Source organism: Paenibacillus sp. Paensp111 (assembly GCF_059492195.1).
Map to the genome: position 1 here is coordinate 4045566 of NZ_CP168527.1, position 21620 is coordinate 4067185.

At 51.9% G+C, this 21620-nt stretch carries 25 protein-coding genes; 5 read left to right on the forward strand and 20 right to left on the reverse strand.

Annotation, left to right across the window (positions count from 1 at the left end):
- Positions 1-107 precede the first annotated feature (107 nt).
- The 10 genes from ACEN86_RS19025 to ACEN86_RS19070 form a co-directional block, all read right to left on the reverse strand.
- Positions 108-695: a hypothetical protein gene (locus tag ACEN86_RS19025; protein ID WP_495632045.1), complete on the reverse strand. Its 588-nt coding sequence runs from the start codon at positions 693-695 to the stop codon at positions 108-110.
- Positions 692-1522 carry a hypothetical protein gene (locus ACEN86_RS19030; RefSeq protein WP_495632046.1) on the reverse strand — a complete coding sequence of 277 codons (831 nt, stop codon included), beginning with the start codon at positions 1520-1522 and terminating at the stop codon, positions 692-694. The genes ACEN86_RS19025 and ACEN86_RS19030 overlap by 4 nt, the downstream gene beginning before the upstream one ends.
- 11 nt (positions 1523-1533) lie before the next feature.
- Positions 1534-1746, reverse strand: coding sequence for a hypothetical protein (locus ACEN86_RS19035; protein ID WP_495632047.1), 213 nt, complete (start codon positions 1744-1746; stop codon positions 1534-1536).
- Between the two features lie 139 nt (positions 1747-1885).
- The gene (locus ACEN86_RS19040; protein WP_495632048.1) at positions 1886-2734 is read right to left on the reverse strand and encodes a collagen-like protein; all 849 of its coding nucleotides are present in this window, start codon (positions 2732-2734) and stop codon (positions 1886-1888) included.
- A gap of 216 nt (positions 2735-2950) precedes the next feature.
- A complete protein-coding gene (locus tag ACEN86_RS19045; RefSeq protein WP_495634353.1) occupies positions 2951-3421 on the reverse strand; it encodes a YfbM family protein in 471 nt (156 codons plus the stop codon).
- 40 nt (positions 3422-3461) lie between these two features.
- A complete protein-coding gene (locus tag ACEN86_RS19050) occupies positions 3462-3707 on the reverse strand; it encodes a zinc ribbon domain-containing protein (RefSeq protein ID WP_495632049.1) in 246 nt (81 codons plus the stop codon).
- Positions 3697-4263 (reverse strand): VanZ family protein, encoded by a 567-nt coding sequence (locus ACEN86_RS19055; protein ID WP_495632050.1) that lies wholly within the window; start codon positions 4261-4263, stop codon positions 3697-3699. The genes ACEN86_RS19050 and ACEN86_RS19055 overlap by 11 nt, the downstream gene beginning before the upstream one ends.
- Before the next feature lie 87 nt (positions 4264-4350).
- Complete coding sequence (locus ACEN86_RS19060) at positions 4351-4815, reverse strand: hypothetical protein (RefSeq protein WP_495632051.1); 465 nt, start codon at positions 4813-4815, stop codon at positions 4351-4353.
- 318 nt (positions 4816-5133) lie between these two features.
- Positions 5134-5760, reverse strand: coding sequence for an HD domain-containing protein (locus tag ACEN86_RS19065; protein ID WP_495632052.1), 627 nt, complete (start codon positions 5758-5760; stop codon positions 5134-5136).
- A 39-nt stretch (positions 5761-5799) separates the two neighbouring features.
- Positions 5800-6399 (reverse strand): hypothetical protein, encoded by a 600-nt coding sequence (locus tag ACEN86_RS19070; RefSeq protein ID WP_495632053.1) that lies wholly within the window; start codon positions 6397-6399, stop codon positions 5800-5802.
- A 91-nt stretch (positions 6400-6490) separates the two neighbouring features.
- Here ACEN86_RS19070 and ACEN86_RS19075 point away from each other — a divergent pair, with 91 nt between their 5' ends.
- Positions 6491-6994, forward strand: coding sequence for a GNAT family N-acetyltransferase (locus ACEN86_RS19075; protein ID WP_495632054.1), 504 nt, complete (start codon positions 6491-6493; stop codon positions 6992-6994).
- Positions 6995-7104: 110 nt separating this feature from the next.
- Here the strand turns inward: ACEN86_RS19075 and ACEN86_RS19080 are convergent, their stop codons facing one another.
- The 6 genes from ACEN86_RS19080 to ACEN86_RS19105 all read right to left on the reverse strand — a co-directional run bounded on the left by ACEN86_RS19080 (position 7105) and on the right by ACEN86_RS19105 (position 12225).
- On the reverse strand, positions 7105-7569 hold the full coding sequence (locus tag ACEN86_RS19080; protein WP_495634354.1) for a GNAT family N-acetyltransferase: 465 nt from the start codon (positions 7567-7569) through the stop codon (positions 7105-7107).
- A 73-nt stretch (positions 7570-7642) separates the two neighbouring features.
- Positions 7643-8092, reverse strand: coding sequence for a GNAT family N-acetyltransferase (locus tag ACEN86_RS19085; RefSeq protein ID WP_495632055.1), 450 nt, complete (start codon positions 8090-8092; stop codon positions 7643-7645).
- A complete protein-coding gene (locus ACEN86_RS19090) occupies positions 8089-8397 on the reverse strand; it encodes a YciI family protein (protein ID WP_495632056.1) in 309 nt (102 codons plus the stop codon). The genes ACEN86_RS19085 and ACEN86_RS19090 overlap by 4 nt, the downstream gene beginning before the upstream one ends.
- 21 nt (positions 8398-8418) lie before the next feature.
- Positions 8419-11196: an S-layer homology domain-containing protein gene (locus tag ACEN86_RS19095; protein ID WP_495632057.1), complete on the reverse strand. Its 2778-nt coding sequence runs from the start codon at positions 11194-11196 to the stop codon at positions 8419-8421.
- A gap of 65 nt (positions 11197-11261) precedes the next feature.
- On the reverse strand, positions 11262-11651 hold the full coding sequence (locus ACEN86_RS19100; RefSeq protein ID WP_495632058.1) for a tautomerase family protein: 390 nt from the start codon (positions 11649-11651) through the stop codon (positions 11262-11264).
- A 49-nt stretch (positions 11652-11700) separates the two neighbouring features.
- Positions 11701-12225 (reverse strand): YfiT family bacillithiol transferase, encoded by a 525-nt coding sequence (locus ACEN86_RS19105; RefSeq protein ID WP_495632059.1) that lies wholly within the window; start codon positions 12223-12225, stop codon positions 11701-11703.
- A gap of 197 nt (positions 12226-12422) precedes the next feature.
- Here ACEN86_RS19105 and ACEN86_RS19110 point away from each other — a divergent pair, with 197 nt between their 5' ends.
- The 4 genes from ACEN86_RS19110 to ACEN86_RS19125 all read left to right on the forward strand — a co-directional run bounded on the left by ACEN86_RS19110 (position 12423) and on the right by ACEN86_RS19125 (position 15316).
- The gene (locus ACEN86_RS19110; protein WP_495632060.1) at positions 12423-12578 is read left to right on the forward strand and encodes a hypothetical protein; all 156 of its coding nucleotides are present in this window, start codon (positions 12423-12425) and stop codon (positions 12576-12578) included.
- Between the two features lie 155 nt (positions 12579-12733).
- Complete coding sequence (locus ACEN86_RS19115; RefSeq protein ID WP_495632061.1) at positions 12734-13657, forward strand: GNAT family N-acetyltransferase; 924 nt, start codon at positions 12734-12736, stop codon at positions 13655-13657.
- Positions 13658-14009: 352 nt separating this feature from the next.
- Entirely contained in the window at positions 14010-14855 is an 846-nt protein-coding gene (locus ACEN86_RS19120) for an alpha/beta fold hydrolase (RefSeq protein ID WP_495632062.1), read from the forward strand.
- Positions 14856-14860: 5 nt separating this feature from the next.
- Complete coding sequence (locus tag ACEN86_RS19125) at positions 14861-15316, forward strand: PAS domain-containing protein (RefSeq protein WP_495632063.1); 456 nt, start codon at positions 14861-14863, stop codon at positions 15314-15316.
- Positions 15317-15568: 252 nt separating this feature from the next.
- Here ACEN86_RS19125 and ACEN86_RS19130 read toward each other — a convergent pair whose 3' ends face one another.
- The 4 genes from ACEN86_RS19130 to ACEN86_RS19145 are packed head-to-tail and all read right to left on the reverse strand — an operon-like array spanning position 15569 to position 21600.
- Positions 15569-17464 carry an amino acid ABC transporter ATP-binding/permease protein gene (locus ACEN86_RS19130; protein ID WP_495632064.1) on the reverse strand — a complete coding sequence of 632 codons (1896 nt, stop codon included), beginning with the start codon at positions 17462-17464 and terminating at the stop codon, positions 15569-15571.
- Positions 17461-19194, reverse strand: a complete 1734-nt coding sequence (cydD, locus tag ACEN86_RS19135) for a thiol reductant ABC exporter subunit CydD (RefSeq protein WP_495632065.1) — start codon at positions 19192-19194, stop codon at positions 17461-17463. Before cydD ends, ACEN86_RS19130 begins: the two co-directional genes overlap by 4 nt.
- Positions 19194-20210, reverse strand: a complete 1017-nt coding sequence (cydB, locus tag ACEN86_RS19140; RefSeq protein ID WP_495632066.1) for a cytochrome d ubiquinol oxidase subunit II — start codon at positions 20208-20210, stop codon at positions 19194-19196. Before cydB ends, cydD begins: the two co-directional genes overlap by 1 nt.
- Positions 20197-21600, reverse strand: a complete 1404-nt coding sequence (locus ACEN86_RS19145; RefSeq protein WP_495632067.1) for a cytochrome ubiquinol oxidase subunit I — start codon at positions 21598-21600, stop codon at positions 20197-20199. Before ACEN86_RS19145 ends, cydB begins: the two co-directional genes overlap by 14 nt.
- Positions 21601-21620: the final 20 nt, after the last annotated feature.

Here is a 21620-nt window from a genome sequence, read left to right on the forward strand (position 1 = left end):
GTAGTACACGTCTGATTCAGAAGATGCAGCGGAATGTTATCCGAATATTAAAATTGTGAAAATAGTACCATTTTGATGAGTGCTTGTCATGTCTGCATTATAAAAATTCAGCTTAGGCTTGCACCAATATACTCCTTGGCATACCGATAGAACAATCTTAGGAACAGGAACTCGGCTATAATAGTGAGCAGCGCGCATATAGGCAATATAGTGGCGGCCCACATATAAGTTCCATTCAACAAGAAAGGCAGGATGATCAGCATACTGACATTCACAATCAGATAAAAGGTGCCGCGCATAGCCGTGATATGCCGAAGGTCGCGAAGCTCATAGGTCCAAGCTACGGCAATAAGAGCCTTAAATATCCAATAGACTAGCAGCGTATGCAAGAGCAGCAGGGCTGCCGGGATGAGGTTCAGCTGCATCGAATTTTGATTGATGTGCAGGAAGTTGATCCCACTCCCTTGAACGGCCTCGGGCAGTGAGGCGAAGATCAGCACGTAGGATGTCCATTTGGCCTTGGTGAAGAAGGCCAGACGGCGGCTTATCTCCCGCAGAGCCAGCGCTATCATAATATATCCAATGAAATCAGGCAGAACATCAACCCCGAATAGAAAAATATTAAACAGGGTGAATACGAATCCCCAGCCAAGCTGGCGGAAGGCTCTGGATAAAGGTGGAGTTATCCCTATCATTGTGGTTCACCTCCTGAACGGACAAGCCGCTTCATTTGTTCATCAGTTAGGTTGAAATTGGTGTTGATCACTACAGACTGGGTGACTCTTCGGCCATCCTTAAGACGAAATTCAAGCCTGCACTGAGGCTGATAATCGGTGTACGACACCTGGCTATCCTCAGGAATTTCCCATTTGTAGGAGATAGACAAGCCATCCCCCTTCTGCTTGGCAATCGGGTATTTCAGAGATTCAATGGGCTTATCGGACAAGTAGAGATGCAGGTATGGCTTCAGGCGGTCACTATAGGTGAAATCGATGCGTTCTAATACAGCTGGCTTCATCATCGTTCCAAAGTTATATCCCGTTCCATCCGAAGAGGCCATGGTTGAGGAAAAGTTAACCAGCTGAACATCCGAATCTGGTAGAATTCTAATCTCACCAATCGGGACTTTGTGCGGCGGGCCCTCATCATAGAAGACGGTCGCCTCCTTAATCGTAATGGGAGTCTTGATGGGCGAGTCCGGTCCTTGGAAGTTTAAGCCCGCGTAAGCCTTCATTACAGTCTGATAGGTCCCGTCCTTCCAAATAGATAAATTGAAGCGGAGCTGGGGCAGTTCATCAATCTGCACCCCCGTCACTTTCTTGGAATCATGCTTGTTCTCCAAATAGACCAGCTCCAGACTTCGGCCCTGCTCAGCGTTCATACTGACGTAACTCTTCAGGAATAGCGGCTCCTCCAGCTGCATGCTCCGGTAATACCACAGATTCCCGCCCCAGCTCCCGAAGATGAGCAGGAGAATAACGGTCCAGGCTGCTATTTTCTTCGGTGTGGATATAGTTCTCACTTTGACACTCCTCATGTATTCACCCAGTCCAAGAACATCTTCCCGATCAGCAGAATAAGAATCACTGAGCACAGACGCAGGAAGCTCTTTCCTCTCCAGCCTAGCTGGCCCTTATTGTAGAGCTTCAAGCCGAAGTACAGCCATTCCCAGAACTTCTGGGGAAAGATCAAGGCAAAGAAGCCAACAAAAAAACCAAAAGCAATAGTAACTATAACGAAGCCCATAGCTTCCCTCCAGAATAAATTACTTTGCGCCAAATCGTCATGTCATCTTGATAATTTTACCATTAAGTAGAGGGTGATATCTTGTATTATCCAAAATAAAAAGCGGCCATGTGAGGACATGACCGCCTTCTTATATGCCTTAAGCTAATTTCTCAATTACAATCGAAGCACTTACTGTTGGTGTACCACCGCCAATTGCATTTTGCAGTGTCACGGTACCTGTAGGATCGATACGGTTCAGTGTCAGAACTCCACCGGCGGATAAAGCAGTAACTACTTGCCCTGTGTATGGGTTATTTCCTGCATTTGATCCATAGTTACTGCATAGAACCAACGCTGCTGGTGCTGGCCCCGCCGGATCGAAGAACAATCCAAAGGCACTGTTGCCCGCGGTCGGGAATACCTCCCAGGTAATCTTGTAGATCCCGCTTGTATTGATGACAATCGATGAAGGAGGGCTAAAGGTAAGCGCCGTAGCATTGATGAGCGAGTTGTTGAACGTAACCGCTCCTCCCTCACCACCTGCGGTTGGAGCGGGAGCTACGGTCTGCGCCTCATCACTGCACAGGAAGGCGAAGTCGGAAATGCCGCCCGCCGGGCCGGCTGGTCCCGCTGGGCCGGCTGGGCCTGTTGCCCCGGCTGGACCGACTGGACCCGCTGGGCCTGTTGCTCCGGTCTCCCCTTGAGGTCCGGCTACGCCCTGTGGACCGGCAGGTCCCGCTGGGCCTACCGCACCTGGAATCCCCTGCGGTCCAGGCAGACCCTGCGGTCCGGCTGGGCCCTGGATTCCTTTGGGTCCTTGCGGCCCTTGGGGCCCTGGAGGACCTGGTACAGGGGTTACTTCTACAACAGGTGGCGGGCAGCTCACCTGAACGACTTTCTTTTTCACAATAACGTTCTTACAGTGCTTAACTTTTCTTCTACAGATATTACACGGTCTGCCATGTCTTTTTCCATGTGACTTAACGTGGGATTGCTCAGTGCTCATTAGGACACCTCCTCAGGATTAGAGTACATCCTACGTGCATCCGCCCCCCATGGCATGTGCTCCCACCCAGCACCCGGCCGGGCATCCATCCATTTTCCGGATAAAGGGGCTTCAGCGGATCAAGGTTTGTCCTGAGAATCCAAGCAACCGTTGGCTAACCGGGAGGGGAGGCGTTGATTCGCTCGGGTGCCCTCTCTACCTCTCCCTGCAGCCGTTCTAGGAAATGTATAGCAGCATGGCATTGCCCCGCCGGACCGCCTCCATATAGTATTCTTTCAGATCTGCATAGTAAAAGAGAACATAATCCATCTCTTCTTCACTGGACCAGTCTTCAGAAGGGTAGATCTCAAGTTCATTCATGGCAGCCGAGTCAAAACGCTGCTTCAGATCCTCTTCGGTAATGTTCACCAGGGTCAGCGCCACCTCTTGTACTTCCTTCTTCGTCAAGTACCGGGTCTTCCCGTACCCGAGATCTTCACCAACCTCCTGCCCGCCAAAGATGACATTGAACAGGGGAGGCTCACCCTCCCAGGCGCTTCCGTTCAAGAGGTAATGAATCGCATGCCAGGATTTATCCAGATCCAGCCCCTCTACCTCCTCATCAAACACTACGGCCTCCGGATCCACCTCTCCCTTGATAATAAGATCCAATGTTTCCTCAGAGATTTGCTTCAGATTGCCAATCATGCCCACGGTTTGCTCCACTCCTTTGTGTTCAATGTAGCTGTTAGCCGCCGAACAGAATATCCATAATCGTGCCAAGTGTCCCCGATTTGTGCCCTCTAAGCACATCGGGATCATAGACCTCAACGAACCCGCAATGCGTACAGGAGACAAACAGGAAATGATTATGTTCAATGTCAAAAATCTTACTCAGACCCGTCCCGCTCATCGCCACTTCCCTTACACGGCAATCGGCATTGCCGCATTTCGAGCATCTGTAATTATTGATAATCGTCTGTTCAATATTCATGATCTCCGTGACCTCCTGAACTAAATTTTGGGGCAGCCCATTTCGAATAAATTAGGGATCCCGCAGCAAAACCAGCCGTATTCAGCATAACATCATCCACATCGACCGACCGCGGGTAGATCAGGTGCTGCTCGGTAAGCAGCCATTGGAGAAGCTCAATGCCTAACGATAGTATCAACCCGGTCAGGATCAGGTTCACCTTATTCCCAAGCCTCCATCTATACGCCGCGTAACAGCCAAGCGGAAGCAGAAGCAGCACGTTTCCTCCAATGTTCTTCATTCCCTCGTACCAAGAGCTGCCGAGCAATTCCAGCATTCCCCTGAACGGAACCAGATTAATGATGGCTTCCTGTCCATCCGACTGCATGTGGAGGATAGCTCTTGTACCCACTGGAATGGGAAAAAAAGCCACGGCCACCACGCCGCATCCATATAAAGCAGCCAGAACGCTCTCCAGCATACGGATCACCGGCCTGCGGAGGATTAGATTTATGAAGATGACGATAGGTATAACGAACAGAAGACCTAAGAGCATCGCTTGGCGGGGGCTAACCATAATTGTTCTCAGCCCTGTATCTCACAGTTTCACCTCTTTACTTATACCCGTAGGCCAGACTCTGCACCACATATTCTGGAAATACAGTTATGGCACGAGCTCATAGGACTCGACCAGATTGACCGGGGCCGTTCCCGGATTGTCGCGAAGGTGACGGCCTTCTTGAACGATCACGGCTGCACCTAGCTCCTTGATCCAAGTACCCTGGGCGTCTTTATCCTTGGAGACCGAAAGCGTGTATGTCTTACCGTCAAGGGTATTCATCTCACACTTGAAGCCGCCTCCCTCCGTTATATCGACATCGGCTGTGAGCTTTGCTGCCGAGAACTGCTTATCTTTCTCCACAATTTGAACCGCAGAGTAGACCTCTGTGCTGTGCTTGGTGATCAGCAGCTTGGGACCTTGACCTATATTCAGCTGGATTACCGTCCAGCTGGCCATGGGCTCACTATGCTCATACTCCTGAATGGCCTGACCCCTGGTCTCGAATAGCTTAAGCGGTTCGGTTACTGTTCGTTCTGATGAACTGCACCCTACTAATCCGGCTAACAACAGAATAGCTCCAAGCCACAACTGTCTGATAACAACACCTACTTTATTGGATTGTCAGGCTGAGGCTGCAGCCTCATATAAATAGAACACGGCCCGGCTATGGATCGTTATGCTCCTGGCCGGGCCGTGTGTGTGAAATTTTGGGTACCCCCATTATAACCGGATACCGAGCTAACTTCTGCGCTATTCTTCACATCTTTGCAAATTCCCGCCGGGCACACCCGCCGGTACATGAACGTCAAGGACAACCAGTCCTACGTGGATGCCGCAGCCTTCACGCCTTTGATTACGGCCGAAAGATTTGCCGTCTTATCCCCGTTACCAAGCTCCGTTCGCAGGGGTAACGCCCCACTCCAGATAAAATTGTCTCAAATACCCCTCCATGAACTCATGTCTGCTCTGTGCAAGCTCTTTGGCATACGAAGTGTTCATCAGGTCTTTCAGCTTGAGCAGCTTATCATAAAAGTGGGCAATCGTAGCCTCGCCCGAATTTGATTCAGGGTCATACATCATCCGCCCCCTGGAGCCTCCATAGGCAAAAGTCCTGGCAACTCCAATCGCACCTATCGCATCCAGGCGATCAGCATCCTGGACTACCCGCCCCTCCAGGGTCCGCATGGGCGGATTACCACCGCCGTTATAGGACATGGTTCCAATGATCTCCATCACCTCATCGGTGATTCGCTGCTCGGTCACATGGGCTGTGAGCCACCTATGAACCTTGTCCAGCCCAGCCTGCTTCGATTCATTCAGCTTCACATCGGCAATATCATGGAGCAGTGCTGCAAGCTCACAGATATAGACATCAGCCTGTTCCCGTTCCGCGATGTCCAGTGCAAGCTTCCTCACCCGGTCAATATGCCACCAGTCATGTCCGCTGGGATCTGATCCCAGTTCTTGTCTCACATACTGCTCGGCGGATTGAATTACGCCCTGTTGGTCCATGGTTCACTGCTCCTCTATGCTCTAATATATTCTGCTCTATCAATACCGCTGCTTGAATCTATCCAGCCACCAGTCTTTGGAGCCCAAATAGGGGCCGTCAATCGGCATGATAATATAACCTTCCACCGGTTCCAATGGGGTAGCTATCCCTGTGTAGACTAAGTTCACGCTCAGCTCAAAAGGCTTAACCTTTCTCCCCGCGAGCTCTTCATACTCCTTGACATATCGATTCACCTTGGGGAAGTTCTCCCAATAGTACATGGCCACCTGACCGCCTGCGGGGCTATTCCACCAATGCTCAAAGGCTGGCCAGGAATCCATGCAGCATTGCTGTAACAGCTCCCCGTCAATATCACTGAAGTGGTATTCGGCTAAGCCTATTCCCAGAACAGGCCGGTCAGTTTTATTCCTATAGCTGCTCGCGAGCAGCATGACCACTTGATTCCACCATTGATCCCACTGCTCTTTAAGATCCAGCTTGTCCTTTTCGTCCAGTCCTGGATCTTTCGGTGTAGGCCATAGCCTCTGGTGTTCTTTACCGGAGTCTACAAATAAACCATACACACAACCAACATAGATAGGAAAATTTAATATATATTCCCCTGACAGGCCTATAGTCCACCCGCTTGGCGATTCCATTGCCTAAGCTCCTTCCGTAGGTGATATAATACAAAATTAATACTGAATCGTTTACCCTGAAGTATCTAAATGGAATGGGGGCATAGACATCTTGATATCTTTACGAAAAGTTCAAACTGCCGATCTGCAGCAGCTGTTAATTATTGAGAATGAGGGCTTTTCGAAGGAAGAAGCTGCTACCAAGGAAGCTTTTATAGAGAGAATCAAGTTAATTCCGGATACGTTTATTGTGGCGGAAGAGGATGGTTCTATTCTTGGCTACGTTAATGGCCCGATCATTGCCCAGCCCTATATAACGGATGACCTATTTAAGGAGATCAGCGAGAATCCAGAGCGCGGGGGTTACCAGAGCATATTAGGACTGGCCGTGTCCAGCCAGACTAGAGGTCAAGGCATTGCTAAGCTTCTAATGGCGTCAATAGAAGACCTTGCAGTAGAGAATGAAAGAGAAGGAATCACACTCACATGCAAACAAGAGTTAATATCTTTCTATGAAAAACTCGGATTTGTTAACCACGGCTTATCGGAATCACAACATGGTGGGGCGAGCTGGTATAACATGCTCAAACCAAGAGAGCGTATGAACTGTCGTTAAGCCAACGTACAGTAATTCGATCAGACAAGCGGCAGCCTGACTTTATAGTCCAAGGCTGCCGCAAAATTCACTTGTGTACAGCGCGAACAGTACCGTTATTTCGCTCCATTTCACAGTCTTTTCCCATAAATCAAAACCGGCTTGCCCCCCATTTCGCTGCTCTTCACCTCTTCAAATCCTTGTCCACGCCAGAATCTGTGCGCCGGCTCATGGTCTACAAGCACTCCGATTCTGAGCTCCGCTACACCCCGCTTCTTCATCAGATCATAGAACTTCTCCAGGGCCTGCTTCGCATACCCATGTTCCTGATACTCTTTCTTAATAGCGAGCAGTCCGAGCCATGGATATCCGTCATTCGGGTTCTTCATCAGCCAGTCTATAACCCCTACATAAGTATGTTCCACTTCGATCAGGAATCTTTCCGCGCCGATCTGAGCAGATTCGTTCCTCTCCTCCAGGATCTCCTGGATAGTCAACTCTTCCTTGCCATTCGAGACCAGGTTGAATGACGGATTAGAATTCATAATCGCAAGCTCAGCCTCTAAGTTGTCCGCTGAACATTCCACAAAATTCATCACTTCAGTTCCTCCACGCTCTAATTCCTAATCTATTAAAGCTTTCCCATAACTGTGTCTTGATATAGTGTTCTTATCCCAAATGAAGGTCGAGCAACGTCTCCCCTTCATAGACCTCACCCGTCTCGACAAAGCCAAGCTTCTTGTATAATTCATTAACTACCGTATTATCGGGCACATGAGAGATTCTCAGGTGGGCGGCAGGATCCCGCTGCCTGATGAGTTCGATGATCTCCTTAAGCGCAGCTTTCCCATAGCCATTTCCCTGGTATTTCTCATCGACCATAAATCTAACAATCCAATAACAGCCATCCTCCGGATAAGGCTCCTGATCGAACAGCGCAAAGCCCACCATGACATGACCATGATAGATCCCGAACGGCTTGGAGGAGGGTTCCTCTTGAGCCTTTTGCAAAGAGTTGACGTTCGGAGCCACAAACCGCACCTGATCTTCTCTCGGCTTAAGACGAATACACTCTGCCTTATTATCTTCGGTAATCGGGATAAGCTTAATCTGATTCATAGCTGGCCCCCCTCACCGTTGTCCATGTAACTCCCGAACGAATCGTCAAACTTGGTAATTTGAAACTCCGTAATCTCGTATTCGGCGATTTTGTGCTGGTAGAAGGGGTCTTCTTGTATCAGCCTCTGCACTTCTTGCTTGCTGGAAGCCTTGGCGAGGATGATTCCCCCTGTGCGGGGGACCTTCCTGCCGGAGAAGATGAACCGCTTCGCTTCATACTGCTTGTTCAGGAACTGTACGTGCTCCTCAATATACTGATCTACAACCTCCAGTGGCTGCAGGTAATGAAGACTGATGATGAACATGGATGACTGCCTCCTATACGATTACTTTATCGAATCCAGCAAGGAATTCACCTCAGGCTGCGTTTTTAATGACCGTAAAATAAGCACTAGTGATTCTGCGCGCGTTGCAGTATTATCCGGAGCAAAGCGGTGGTTGTTCATCCCCTGGATAATTCCTGCCTGTGCGGCATCCTCGATAAGGCTCTGTGCCCAGTGTTCTGTAGTGTCAGTGAATTGTCTAGACCCGCTTGTCTTCAACTCCTTAAGATTAAGCAGACCTGCTATCATACGCAGCATTTCAGCACGCGTTATATTGCGGGAAGGCATGAAGTCCCCGTCCCCATAACCGTGAATAATTCCGTTAGATGCTAGCGTGTGTATATAATCGGCTCCCCAGTTACCCGAGGTGTCTGTGAAAGATATATCAACATGCCCGGGAGTGAGGTTAAATGCCCGAACAATCATTGCGCTGAACTCGGCTCGCGTAATTGCGGCATCTGGCCTGAACATGTTGTTCTCATCTCCTTCGGCAATCCCCAGCCGAACTGCAAGTGAAATTTCCCCGCTCCCCCAATGTGAAGAAGTATCCTTGAAAGAAGGCTGAGCTCCTGAAGTTAACGCCTTCTTGATATAATCCAAGATTCGATTCACATCTACAACCTCGCTAAATGCGTGACTGACGGGAGCCGCAGGTACCTGAGGAACCTGTGGTGGCTGTGAAGGAACCGGAGTTGTCTGGGTTGGAGGGGTATATCCGCCACCACCGCCGGTATTCGGGTTGGCTGCCGGAGTGATCGTCAGATTAATGCTCACCGATTGTCCCCCGAAGTTAGCCTGCAGAATCGTGTTTCCCGCTGCTGTACCGCTGATTAATCCATTTACTACGCTGGCTATAGCTGGTGATTTCACAGTCCAGGTTACCTGGGGAGTTACATTCACTTGTACCTGATTCGAATACGTTGCCGTGATCACCGTCTTGGCCGATTGGCCTGCCTGGATCGACATCGTATCCGGACTGGCACTAAGCTTCACGACCGTTGGTTCAGCAACGCTCACCATTCGTTCTGCTGATGCGCTGTCTGACTGGCCATCGTTCACAGAGAAACGGATTGTCCGGCTAGCAGTATTTGGAGTGAGGCTGTTATTAGCGTAGGTTACCGAACGTAGCGCAGACTGCCACTGGGCAAGGGTTGCCGCCCCCCCTTGGGAAGTAAGCGTTAGAACTCCGTTCGCTGCATCGTAATTTTCCGCTATATTTCCCATCTCTGCGGGTTTGTTGACGAAAGCCAAGCTATCTTCCGAACCATGAAAGTTACCGGATATTGCTACTTTGGCGCTGGCAAGACTCGTATTGTCCAGGTCAGACACCGTGACTTCCGGATCAACAATAACCGGGAAAGATTCACCCGATGTTGTTCCCCCGCCGGTAGTAACTTTAGGAGTCTGATTCGTCGCTATGACCTTGACAGTCCGGGTCGCTATACCGCTGTTGGAATTACCATCGTGCGCTGTAAAAGTAATGGTTCTATCCACTGTACTAGGAGTAACTGCGGTATTTGTATACGTTACCGATTGCAGAGCAGCTTGCCACTCCGTCACGCTAGCAGTGGAATTTCCTGAAAAGAGATATAGGACTCCCGTATCTGCGTCATAGGTAGACGAAATATTCCCCATCGTGGCTGGGTCATTATGGAAAGCTAACATGTCCTCTCCAACTTTGAAATTGTCAGTTATATCCACAGTTGCTGAAGAGAGGGAAGTATTGTCAAGCTCGGTAACAGTGATCCCCGGATCAATACGGATCGGAGTGGAAGCCTGGTTATCCCCGGATATGAAGCTGGATGTTCCGCTGCTGGGAGTCAGAACGAGGGGCTGATTCTTTTGTCTGAGTAGCATCCTAGATCCATAATTGCTGTTGTTCATACCATCATTTACGATAAAGCTAATAAACCGGCTTGATGCACTTGGTGTAATCGCCGTATTAACGTAGGTTATTGATCTTAGGGCAGCCTGCCACTGAGCAATAGTGGCTGTTTGACTCATAGAGATAAGTGTTAGAACTCCCGTAGAGGAATTATAAGAACCCTTGATATCTCCAAAGTTAGACTCATTTTCCGTGAAAGTCAGTGTGTCCTCGGAGCTATAGAAGTTCCCGAATATAGTGATCGTTGCACTGAAGAGGTGGTCACTGTCCACATCGGAGACTGTAAGACCGGAATCAATAATAACCGGGTCTGACGAGAAAGTTACGCTGCCACCGCTGGACGTTAGAACAGGGCTTTGGTTGGTTGCAGTTACATTCAGCGTCCGGGAAGCGGCCTCGCTAACAGAGACACCATCACTTACCGTTATGCTTAGGGTTCGGGGTGCTGTATTCGGAGGGGGCTTCATCGCCGTATTGGTATAGGTCACCGCCCTTAAGGCAGCTTGCCACTGAGCCACCGTTGCCGTAGCCCCTGAAGATGTCAGTGTCATTACCCCTGTTCCTAAATTATAACTGGCCATAATATTACCCATAGTTGACCCGTCATTAATAAATAACAGCACATCTTCATTAAGATGGGCGTTACCTGTGATCGCAACTGTAGCGCTGGATAAGGTAGCGCTGTCTGGATCCGAGACCTGAATAAAAGGATCAATCTTGACCGGAGTGGATAATGCATTATCGGCCTGAACAAATTCAGCAGACCCCTCACTCGCAGTTACAATGGGTATACTTCCTGCTGCATAAATGGATTGGGGATAACTCATCGTTACAACTAAGAATACGAGCAGTACCTTCCAGACTAGAAATATCTTTTTATAGTATTCTTTTCTCATAACACACACCTTAATAAGAGATTGATATTACATCAGGCAAATCTTTAGGATAGATTCCCTTTCCCTCACACATTCACTTTATAGTTCAGCTGAAGCTCGTCCCCGGGCAATCCCCGGATTCCCCAATTATGCTTGGGCGTCTCAAATATCGTGATCTCCACATCGTTAGGCTCGATCTGCAGCTCGCTCGATATCCGCTCGAACAGCAGCGCGATCAGCTTCTTCTTGGATTCCACCGTTCTCCCCTCAAAAATACTAATCTCGATAATCGTATATTGATCCGAGCGATCCTCCGAGAATAGGAAATCCTCCTGCTCCAGATGAATAAACCGGTGGAATCTCTTCCCCGCCGGATACTGAAAGGCGTCAACCACGCAGCCATGAATGATCGAGGAAAGCTCCGCCTGGATCGGCTTCAGCTGCTCCTTAATTCCGTACACCTTGATCTGGGCCATGATTAGCCTCCTTCTTCTGCATAAGATAGACGAAAATAGAGTATGTATCCTAAATGCCCAGCCGCTCTCTTAAAGCCGTAATATGAGCGGTATGGTGCTTGCCATGCCAGGCATACACGCCCAGCGTATAGTCCAGCCGGCTCGATTTCTTTGCTTCAGGATGGTAGAACTCCCGCTGATAATCGGATTCGCTCATAGAGTTCAGGACGATCACCCATCTCTGATGCAGTGCCTCAAGCAGGCTCAGCGAAGGCTCAATATCTCCAGTTAGGGAGTCTTGCAGATTAGCCCAGCGGTCCTCGTAATAAGGCTTGATCGCAGGGTTCTCTTCGGTAAGAGCCAGCTTGAACCTGATATAACTGTTCATATGGCTGTCAGCTACATGATGAACCACCTGTCTGATCGTCCAGCCTCCATCCCGGTACGGAAGATTCAGCTGATCTTGACTTAGCCCCTGAACCGCTTCCCTGAGCTTGGCCGGAAGCTCTTCAATGTCCCGAATCCAGTCTGCTCTCTGGGCCTGTGAAACTTCCCCCTCGAATGCAAATTTGCCAATTGGATATCTCATGTCCATTACAAACACCCTTTCTGAAATCACGTTAATTGGGTACTTCCTGTATCTGGAATCTATATAACAGTGTACCAGACCCCCGCCCGGCAGGAAATAATGAGAATAATCCCGCAGCTCAATATCCCCTTGTCGTTTAGGAGGAACCCCTTTTCGGGTAAGTTAGGAATAGATCGATTCTGAAGAAGAAGGGAGGGCTTCGCATGAAGGTTATTATTACCCAGCAGGAAGCCATGGAGAAGGGCGTGTGGAAGGAAGTCGCCACCCTATTCGGGGTTGCCCAAGAGGACGATGTCTGGCCTAACGAGACCTACATACTGACTGAGGAACAGGCGCGGCAGCTGGGATTCATCAGCTAAGTCTCTTTGAGCTCAGAAATGAGTAATTTACTTGTATAGCCAAAATTTATAACCTCTTCACCTATCCCCTATGATAGACTTGGAAAGATCGGGTCACCCATTTATTACCATGTCAGGCCTGATTAATATGTCTATATCAATTATGGGGGATTATTATGAGTTCGTTACAAGTTACACCGGCCCGTATGGCTGATGCCCAGGCCATCACCGATCTTATTATCGCTTGCGATATCGATGAGTACGGCGTGCCTGATATTGTACTTCAGGATACGCTGGATATTCTTCAAGGACTTACGCTGGAGACGGATACGTGGTTAATCCGGGACGACACCTCCGCGATGATCGGCTTCGCCTTCTGGGAACAGCAGGCCGAGGGGAAGCTGATCTCCTATGGTTATGTTCATCCAGAACATAAAGGACGCGGAATAGGCTCAGAGCTGCTTCGCCATCTTGAACAGCGGAGTAGGGCAGCGATGGCTTCCTCAGGTAGCTTTGATGGAACATGGACGCTGTCGAACGTCATTCCGGCCTTGAACGAGCAGGCAACAGGGCTGCTGACGAACCGTGGATATCAATTCGTGCGCCTGTACAGCCGCATGAATATCGACCTCACGGAAGCCCCTTCCGTACCCCTGTCTGTGCCGGGGATTGGGATTTCACCATTCCGGCAAGGTCAGGATGAGGCCTCCATCTTCGAAGCCTACCGGGAATCTTTTCGGGGCAGCAGACTCTATACCGAGAAGACAATGGAAGCTTGGCTGGAGGAACGAACCGGAGCGCACCACGACCGCAGTCTTTGGTTCACCGCTTTTGAGGACCGTGAGATAGCCGGGTTCCTGACCAGCAAAAATTTTGGAGATCACGTCTATGTCGATTTCCTGGGAGTAAAGCCTTCTTATCGCAAAAGAGGCATTGGCCTCGCGCTTCTGCAGCACGTGCTGCAAGCAGCCTACAGCAAGGGCATCACCAAGGTGATGCTCAGCGTGGATGCGGCCAGTCTGACGAACGCGCACAAGCTGTACGCCCGAGCTGGCATGGAGGCCTTATTCCAGATGGCCATGTACAGCAAAACACTTTAATGAAGAGAGCTTAGGCTGAGGGGCCCTTCATACAGGGGGGCTCATACTAGCCGGGCTATTGTAAATTTGTGGAGGCCAAGGGCGCTCGCCGCCTGCCTTGCAGAAGCCAAATCTCTATACTCTTTCAACTCTCTGGAGGCAATAACAAGGCCGAGATTAAGTCTACCTCCACGTCAACAAAGGCTGCTCCCCCAGCCAGCTAGTGCTAACCGGGAGCAGCTTTATTTTATCGGACAATTAACATTTTATTCCATATACGAACGAAGGAGTGGACCCGTTCGTCTATCTGCTTAACTAAACGTGTTACAATAATGATATAGACGCTTGACAGATCCACCGAAAGGAGTTCGTTATGGCTGAAGATATACTTAGACGTAACAATGTAAATTTACAAGGCAGCGGTACGACAAGTATGATATTCGCACATGGGTTCGGTTGTGATCAGAATATGTGGCGGTTCGTTGCTCCCGCTTTTGCAGAAGATTACCAGACTATATTATTCGATTATGTTGGCTCCGGGAAGTCGGATGCATCAGCTTATAACCCTGTCCGGTATGGGGACCTGAACGGCTATGCCCAGGATGTGATCGAGATTTCCGAATCACTCGGCCTGAAGGGGGCCGTATTCGTGGGTCACTCTGTCGGTGCCATGATTGGCATACTGGCTTCAATCCAGAGGCCGGAGTTATTCAGCCAATTGATCCTGATTGGCCCTTCGCCCCGGTATATTAATGATCTTCCCGATTACATCGGAGGATTTGAACGAAGCGACCTTGAAGACTTGTTCGACTTGATGGACAAGAACTATTTCGGCTGGGCCGGCTACCTTGCTCCTGCCATTATGGGGAACTCAGAACGCCCCGGACTTGCTGCTGAGTTAGAGGAAAGCTTTTGCAAAGTGAACCCGGCTGTTGCACGTCGATTCGCGGAGGCCACCTTCTATGCGGATAACCGGGAGGATCTCCCCAAGGTGACGACTCCTTCCCTTATCCTGCAAAGTACGGAGGACATTATTGCCCCGCTGGAGGTGGGGGCGTATGTCTATCACCGTATTCCGGACAGTACACTCCAAATCATGGAGGCGACCGGCCACTGTCCGCATATGAGTCATCCTGAAGAGACGATCAGGCTGATCCAGGAGTATCTGGCCAGCCATAGCAGCACGCCTACCCGCCCTCTTGAACAAGGGAGGATCTAATACTCATGGATGAGCGGTTAGACCTTGCCCCCTGCGGGTATCTGTCCTTGTCGGAGGATCATACGATCCTTACCGTGAACAAGACCCTTCTTCAATTGCTTGGATTCGACCTGCACGGGCTGCGTGATTGCCATATTGAATCCATCCTCACAAGATCCAGCCGCATTCTGTTCCAGCTCTACTTCATGCCGCTGATCAAGCTGAACGGGAAGATTGAGGAAATGTACCTGGTTCTTCAATCCGCAAGCGGAATTGAAGTGCCGGTACTTCTGAGTGCCGTTCGGCGGGAAGAGGACGGCAGACCGGTCCACGACTGTATGCTAATGGTTATGCGGCGCAGAATGGAATACGAAGAGCAGATCTATGCGGCCGAACAAGCCGCCAAGAAGGCTGGCGAGGAGCTCGGGCGTCTTCAGGCCGAACTTACGAAGAAGCGGAATGAGCTGAGCAGCCAACTGTGAACGGCTGATTGGCCCGCGATGCAATTATAGATAGAGTCAAGCTGGCTGTCGTATTTTCACGATTCCACAGCAAAAAGGCGGTGTCAGACAAGGTCTGGCCCGCCTTTTTGCTATGTGTTGATAGCTGCCCTAAGCTTACGGGCTCCATCGATCCTCGTTAGTCTCTCTGAACTTCAGCCACAATCTCCGTTACCCCACGCTTCTGGCTCTGCTCCTGAGATCTCGATCCAGCCAGCCTCGCCCGCTGCTTCCTTACGGCACCAGAATCGGCCGATCCATATGATACAGCTTGCGGTAGCGCGGATAGCGCTTCATCAGCTCTTCATGCGTACCTCTCATTTCAATCCTGCCGTTCTCCATAAAAATAATCTCGTCCATCTTCTCCGTCCCCGCCAGATGGTGGGTAACCCAGATCAGCGATTTGCCCTGAGTGGACTCCAGAATCGTCTTCATCAGCTCCCGCTCTGTCCGCGGGTCAAGTCCTACGGCCGGCTCATCCAGAATGACGACCGGCGTATCCTGAAGCAGAATACGCGCAAGGGCCACCCGCTGGCGTTCTCCACCGGAGAATCGCTGGCCGGTCTCCCGCATCGGGGTGTCATATCCGGCAGGAAGGCTATCGATTAATCCGGCAAGCTGCGCCTGCCCGGCCGCACGGCGGATCTCCTCATCCGAGGCCTCAGTCCGGCCCAGCCGGATATTGTTCGCCACGCTGGTATCGAATAGATGCGGGCGCTGATTGAGCACGGAGATGACCTCCGGAATATGGTCTTCGAGGTCATCCGCGGCCATCCCGTTGATCCGCACAGCTCCCGCATCCGGTGTCAGCGTTCCCTGAATAAGCCCGAGCAGCGTGGACTTCCCCGCACCGCTGCGTCCAATCACCGCGATCCGCTTGCCCTGCGGAATATCCAGCGAGATGCCGCAGACCGCAGCCTCAGCAGCTCCCTCGTAGCTGAAGCTCACTTCATCCAGCCGAATATGCGCTGCTGCCGGCTTGGCGAAGCTGTCGCTGGCAAGAGCACCGGCTCCGCGAGCGGCTCCCGGCTCAAGGCCCCGCTGCGAGGCTTCGGCGGCTCTGGTTGCGGCGGCCGCTTCGGCAGCTCTGGCGGCTCCGACGGCTTCGGTGCCTCCGGCAGCTCCGGCCACAGAAGCCGCTTCACCCCGGCCCGCGGTCCGAGCCGCTCCCTTACCGCTAGCTGCGGATATTCCACTCAGCCGGTCCAGTGAATTCCGGTACCGGGGCAGCTTCTCCACTGCCTCAGATACGGGGAGGAAGACGTCCATCAGCGGGAACACAACCAGCACAAAGGCGGCGATCAACGTCCCATTCATGCTGCCCTCGGCCGTTCGCCCAGCTGACCAGATCATCATGAGCAGAACGCCGCCCAGCACGACAAGCTGTCCCAGCAGGGCTCTTACTCTCGCCCATCTCTTAAGCGCGCGATCCGCCCGAGTAATCCCGGCTTCATCCGCTTCATAAGAGGCCAGGAAGTCCCCCGTCCTTCCGCTGACAACCCAAGTGCCCAGTCCCATGACGGCATCCGTCAGCGTCTGATACAGACGGCTGCGTTCCTGCTTCATCCGCTCCTGAGTCCTTGCGGTCATGAGCAGAGAGGCGAAGGGAAGCACGCCTAGCAGAATTAGGAGCAGTCCCGCCGTCATCAGCGCGAATGTAGCATCGAACCGGCCCAGCGCAGCGATTACGGCCGCATACATAACCACCGCAATTGCACCCGGAAAAGCGGTGCGCAAATATACATTTTGTAGCTGCTCAATGTCCTCTGCCAGTACGCCCAGAATGTCTCCGGTCCGGTACTTGGAGCGAATGCTCAGCGCATCTGGCTCCAGCGTGTCATACAGTCTCACCCGCATCTTAGACACAATGCGCAGCACCGCGTCATGTCCGGCCAGCCGCTCCACATAATGCAGAACAGCCCGGCTTATGCCGAATGTCCTTACCCCCACGATGGGAACATACACGAGCAGGATATTCTCGGGGCGAAGCGCCGACTTCGAGATCAGATACCCGGAGGTGAACATCAGCATCGATGCCGCACTGGCTGTCAGCACACCAAGGATAATAATCAGGATGAACCGCCCCAGATGGGCCTTAATATACGGCTTCAGCCAGCCTTCACGTCTCATGCTGCCCCCTCCTCCTGCTCTCTAACCAGCGCATAATAAGCACCTCGCTTAGTCATTAGTTCATCATGGGTTCCCACTTCTGCCACCCTCCCATGGTCCATGACCACGATCACATCCATATCCGGCATCCAGTGCAGCCGGTGGGTCGCTAGAACAACTGTCTTCCCTTCAAAAAGCTCCAGCATCGTCGCCTTCAGCTCATACTCGGTCTCTATATCCAAATGAGCTGTCGGCTCATCCAGCAGGATGACCGGGCGATCGCTGAGGAAGGCCCGGGCAAGCGCAACCCGCTGCTCCTGCCCTCCGCTGAGTCGCCTTCCCCCGCCGCCGATCATCTCTTGGTATCCTCCGGGCAGACTCTCCGCAACCGAGGTAAGCCCAGCCGCCCGGGCAGCCTGCTTCACTTCATCCAGAGAGGCTTCAGGAGAATAGAACTTCACATTATCTTCAAGCGTACTGCTGAAAATGTAAGGCTGCTGCGGTATATACATGGTCTGCTTCCGCCAGACTGCCTCTGATAAGGAAGGCATGATCCGTCCATCCAATTCCACCCTGCCTGCGGTCGGCCCGAGGAATCCGCCCAGCACATCAATTAGCGTGGACTTGCCCGCTCCGCTCTCGCCAATGATCCCCATCTTCATGCCAGCCGTAAGCTGAAGGCTAACCTCTTCCAGCGAGGGTTCTGCCCCCTCCTCGTGAGTCACGTTCAGCCCGGACAGGGTCAATCGGCTCTGCGGAGTCCAGCTGTAATCCGGCTCAAGCACGCCATGCTCGCTCAGTTCCTCGCCGGACTGGCTGTTCAGGATCGCCTGCATGGCCTCCCCAGCCTCCTTGCCGTCCAGGGTAGCATGGAAGTCGGCCCCTACCATCCTTACGGGAAGGAAATACTCCGGTGCCAGAATGAGCACGGTCAACGCCGGTAACAGCACCATATTGCCGTTAACCAGGCGCAGCCCCAGGCTTACCGCAACGGAAGCGACTGACAGCATGGTGAAGAAATCCAGCGCGAAGGAGGATAGAAAAGCAGTGCGCAGCGTCTTCATCGTAGCTGCCCGGTAGCTGCTGCTTACACGGTCAATGGACTGACTGTGCGTCCGGCTGCGCCCCAGGAATTTCAGGGTTTCCAGACCACGCAGGGAATCCACAAAGTGGTTCGACAAGACTTTGTACGTCTTCAGCTGACCTTCCGTCTGCTTGCGCGCGGCGAGCCCGACCAGGATCATGAAGACGATCAGGATCGGCATCGTCAACGTCAATATAACGCCCGATGCCGTGTCCAAGGTGTAGATGAAGCCAAGAATCAGCACCGGAGTGAACCCGCCGGCCAGCATGCGCGGCAGCAGCAGTTCAATATAGGTGCGGAATTTAGTGACTCCCTCCAGCACCAGGGTAACGAGATTGCCCGTCCCTTCCTTGCCGGCATATCTCGGTCCGAGCGCGAAGAGCTTGGCCATCAGCTGGCTGCGCATCCGCGCGCCTGTGAGCTCGGCGAATCGTGCCGCGATAGCCTGCTGGAAGTAGACCGTAATCTGACGTACGGCAAAAGCACACAGGAACAATACGGCTGTGCCGTATTGTTCCTGCAAAGGTTCGCCTGCGAACAGGGCTGAGACAGCTTCTGCCAGCCACTTGGCCTGCAGGATAATCGAGAGAGTCTGAATCAAGGTCAGGCCGGCCATAGCTGCCATGACCGGACGTATGCCCTTGAGACCCAGCAGTTCGCGTCCCATTAGTACTCCAGATGTTCTTTCTCGTGAACCCGCTTATGGAACACGAAGTAGCTCCAGATCTGGTAGCCGAGAACGAAGGGCAGCAGGGACAAGGCAACGATGGTCATAACTTTAAGCGAATAATGTCCGGAGGCCGCATTGTCAATGGTCAGGCTGAAAGCGCTGCTCAGCGAGCTGACCATGACCCGCGGGAAGAGTCCAAGGAAGACCGAAGCGATGGACAGGGCAATCACCGTTCCGGTCATGCCGAACGCCCAGCCGTCTCTTTTCCCCGATATGAACCATCCGGCCAGCAGGTAGGCCGCAAGCCCAAGAACCGCCATTATTGCGAGCGGTACTCCCCGCACTTCGAACACATCGGTCATCGTATACGTTAGAATCGCGAACAAGACAAGCAGCACGGCCAGCGGAATCAATGCAGTCTTCGCCTGCTTACGCGCACGGTCCCGCAGCTCTCCAGTCGTTCTGAGCACTGTGAATAGAAGTCCGTGAACATAACAGAGCACTACTACCACGATCCCGCCGACCAGCGTATAGAGATTGACCATATCGAAAAGGCCGGCCTTCATCTCCATGTTCTGATCGATCGGCAGTCCCTTCAGAAGACCTGAGAAGACCACACCGAGCAGGAACGGCGGCAGGAAGCTGCCGGCGAAGATGGCGATGTCCCAGGTCTTCTTCCACCGCGCGGAATCCACCTTGCCTCGGAATTCGAACGCGACCCCGCGTCCGATTAGGGCAAGAAGGAGCACCACCAGCGGGGTATAGTATCCACTGAACATGGTGGCATACCAGTTCGGGAAAGCCGCGAAGATCGCGCCCCCGGCGGTCAGCAGCCATACTTCGTTGGCATCCCAGAATGGGCCGATGGAGTTAATCAGAACCCGGCGGTCCGTGTCACTCTTGGCCAGCACCTGCGTGGCCATGCCTACGCCGAAGTCGAAGCCCTCCAGGAAGAAGAAGCCGATGAACAGCACCGCAACGAGCACGAACCATAATTCATTAAGAGACAGCATGATATTCCTCCTTGCCAAATGGATCATGAGTATGGGAATCCGTCTGCTCTCCGGCATTCGGGCCCTTCTTAATCGCGCGGACGAACAGATAGACCAGCACAGCGGCAAGAGCCGCATAGATGAGGCAGAACGCGATCAGGGAGAACAGCACCTGCCCCGGAGTGACGCTAGGGGATACACTGTCCTTGGTCTGCATAAGTCCGAAGACGGTCCATGGCTGGCGTCCGAATTCCGTCATCACCCAGCCGGATGTATTTGCAATGAAAGGCAGTGAAATGCTGAAGAGCATGATACGCCAATACCAGGTGTTAAGACGTTCCAGACGTTTCTTTGCAGCCAGATACACCCCGTAGGCACTGAGCACAATCATCAGACAGCCTGCGGCAATCATGATGCGGAAACTCCAAAAGGTTGTACGTACCGGCGGAATGTAGTTGCCTGGACCATAGGTCTTCTCATATTGGGCCTGCAGCTCGTTCATCCCCTTCACTTCTCCGGAGAACTTGCTGTACGATAGGAAGCTCAGCAGATAGGGAATTTTGATCTCGTATTTGTTCTCTTTGGTAGTCGGATCAATCGAGGCCACGACCGTCCACCCTGCCGGATCTCCGCTCTTGCCCCACAGACCTTCACTGGCAGCCATCTTCATTGGCTGCGTCTTAACCAAATATTGAGCCTGTTGGTGACCGAAGATCGCGGTCAGGAAGGAAGAGACCAGCGCTACAATTACGGCAATTTTGAATGATTTCTTGAAAAAATCCACATCCTGCTTCTTCAGCAGCTTATATGCGCTCACCCCGGTAATCAGGAAAGCTCCGGTTGCAAAAGCGCCCAGCACGGTATGAGGGAATTCCACCCACAGCTGTCCGTTGCCGATCAGCGCGAAGAAATCATTCATTTCCGCCCGGCCGTTATTTATTGCGAAGCCCACCGGTCTCTGCATAAATGAGTTGGCGGCAAGAATCCAGAAGGCGGAGATGGTTGTGCCAAGGGCCACCAGCCAGATGCTGAGCAGATGCACCTTCGGGGATAATCGATCCCAGCCGAAGATCCACAGTCCAATGAAGGTGGATTCCAGGAAGAACGCGAACAGCGCTTCCACTGCGAGTGGTGCACCGAACACGTCCCCGACGAACCGGGAGTAATCCGACCAGTTCATCCCGAACTGGAACTCCTGAAGAATGCCGGTAACTACCCCGACTGCAAAGTTAATCAGGAACAGCTTCCCCCAGAACTTCGCCATTCTTTTGTACTCTTCTTTCCCCTTGACTACATACATCGTCTCCATCATGGCGATCAGCAGAACCAAGCCAATCGATACTGGAACGAAGAAGAAGTGAAAAATTGTGGTTGCAGCAAACTGGATGCGTGCAAGCAGTAACGTATCCATTTCTCTCTTTCCCTCTTTCT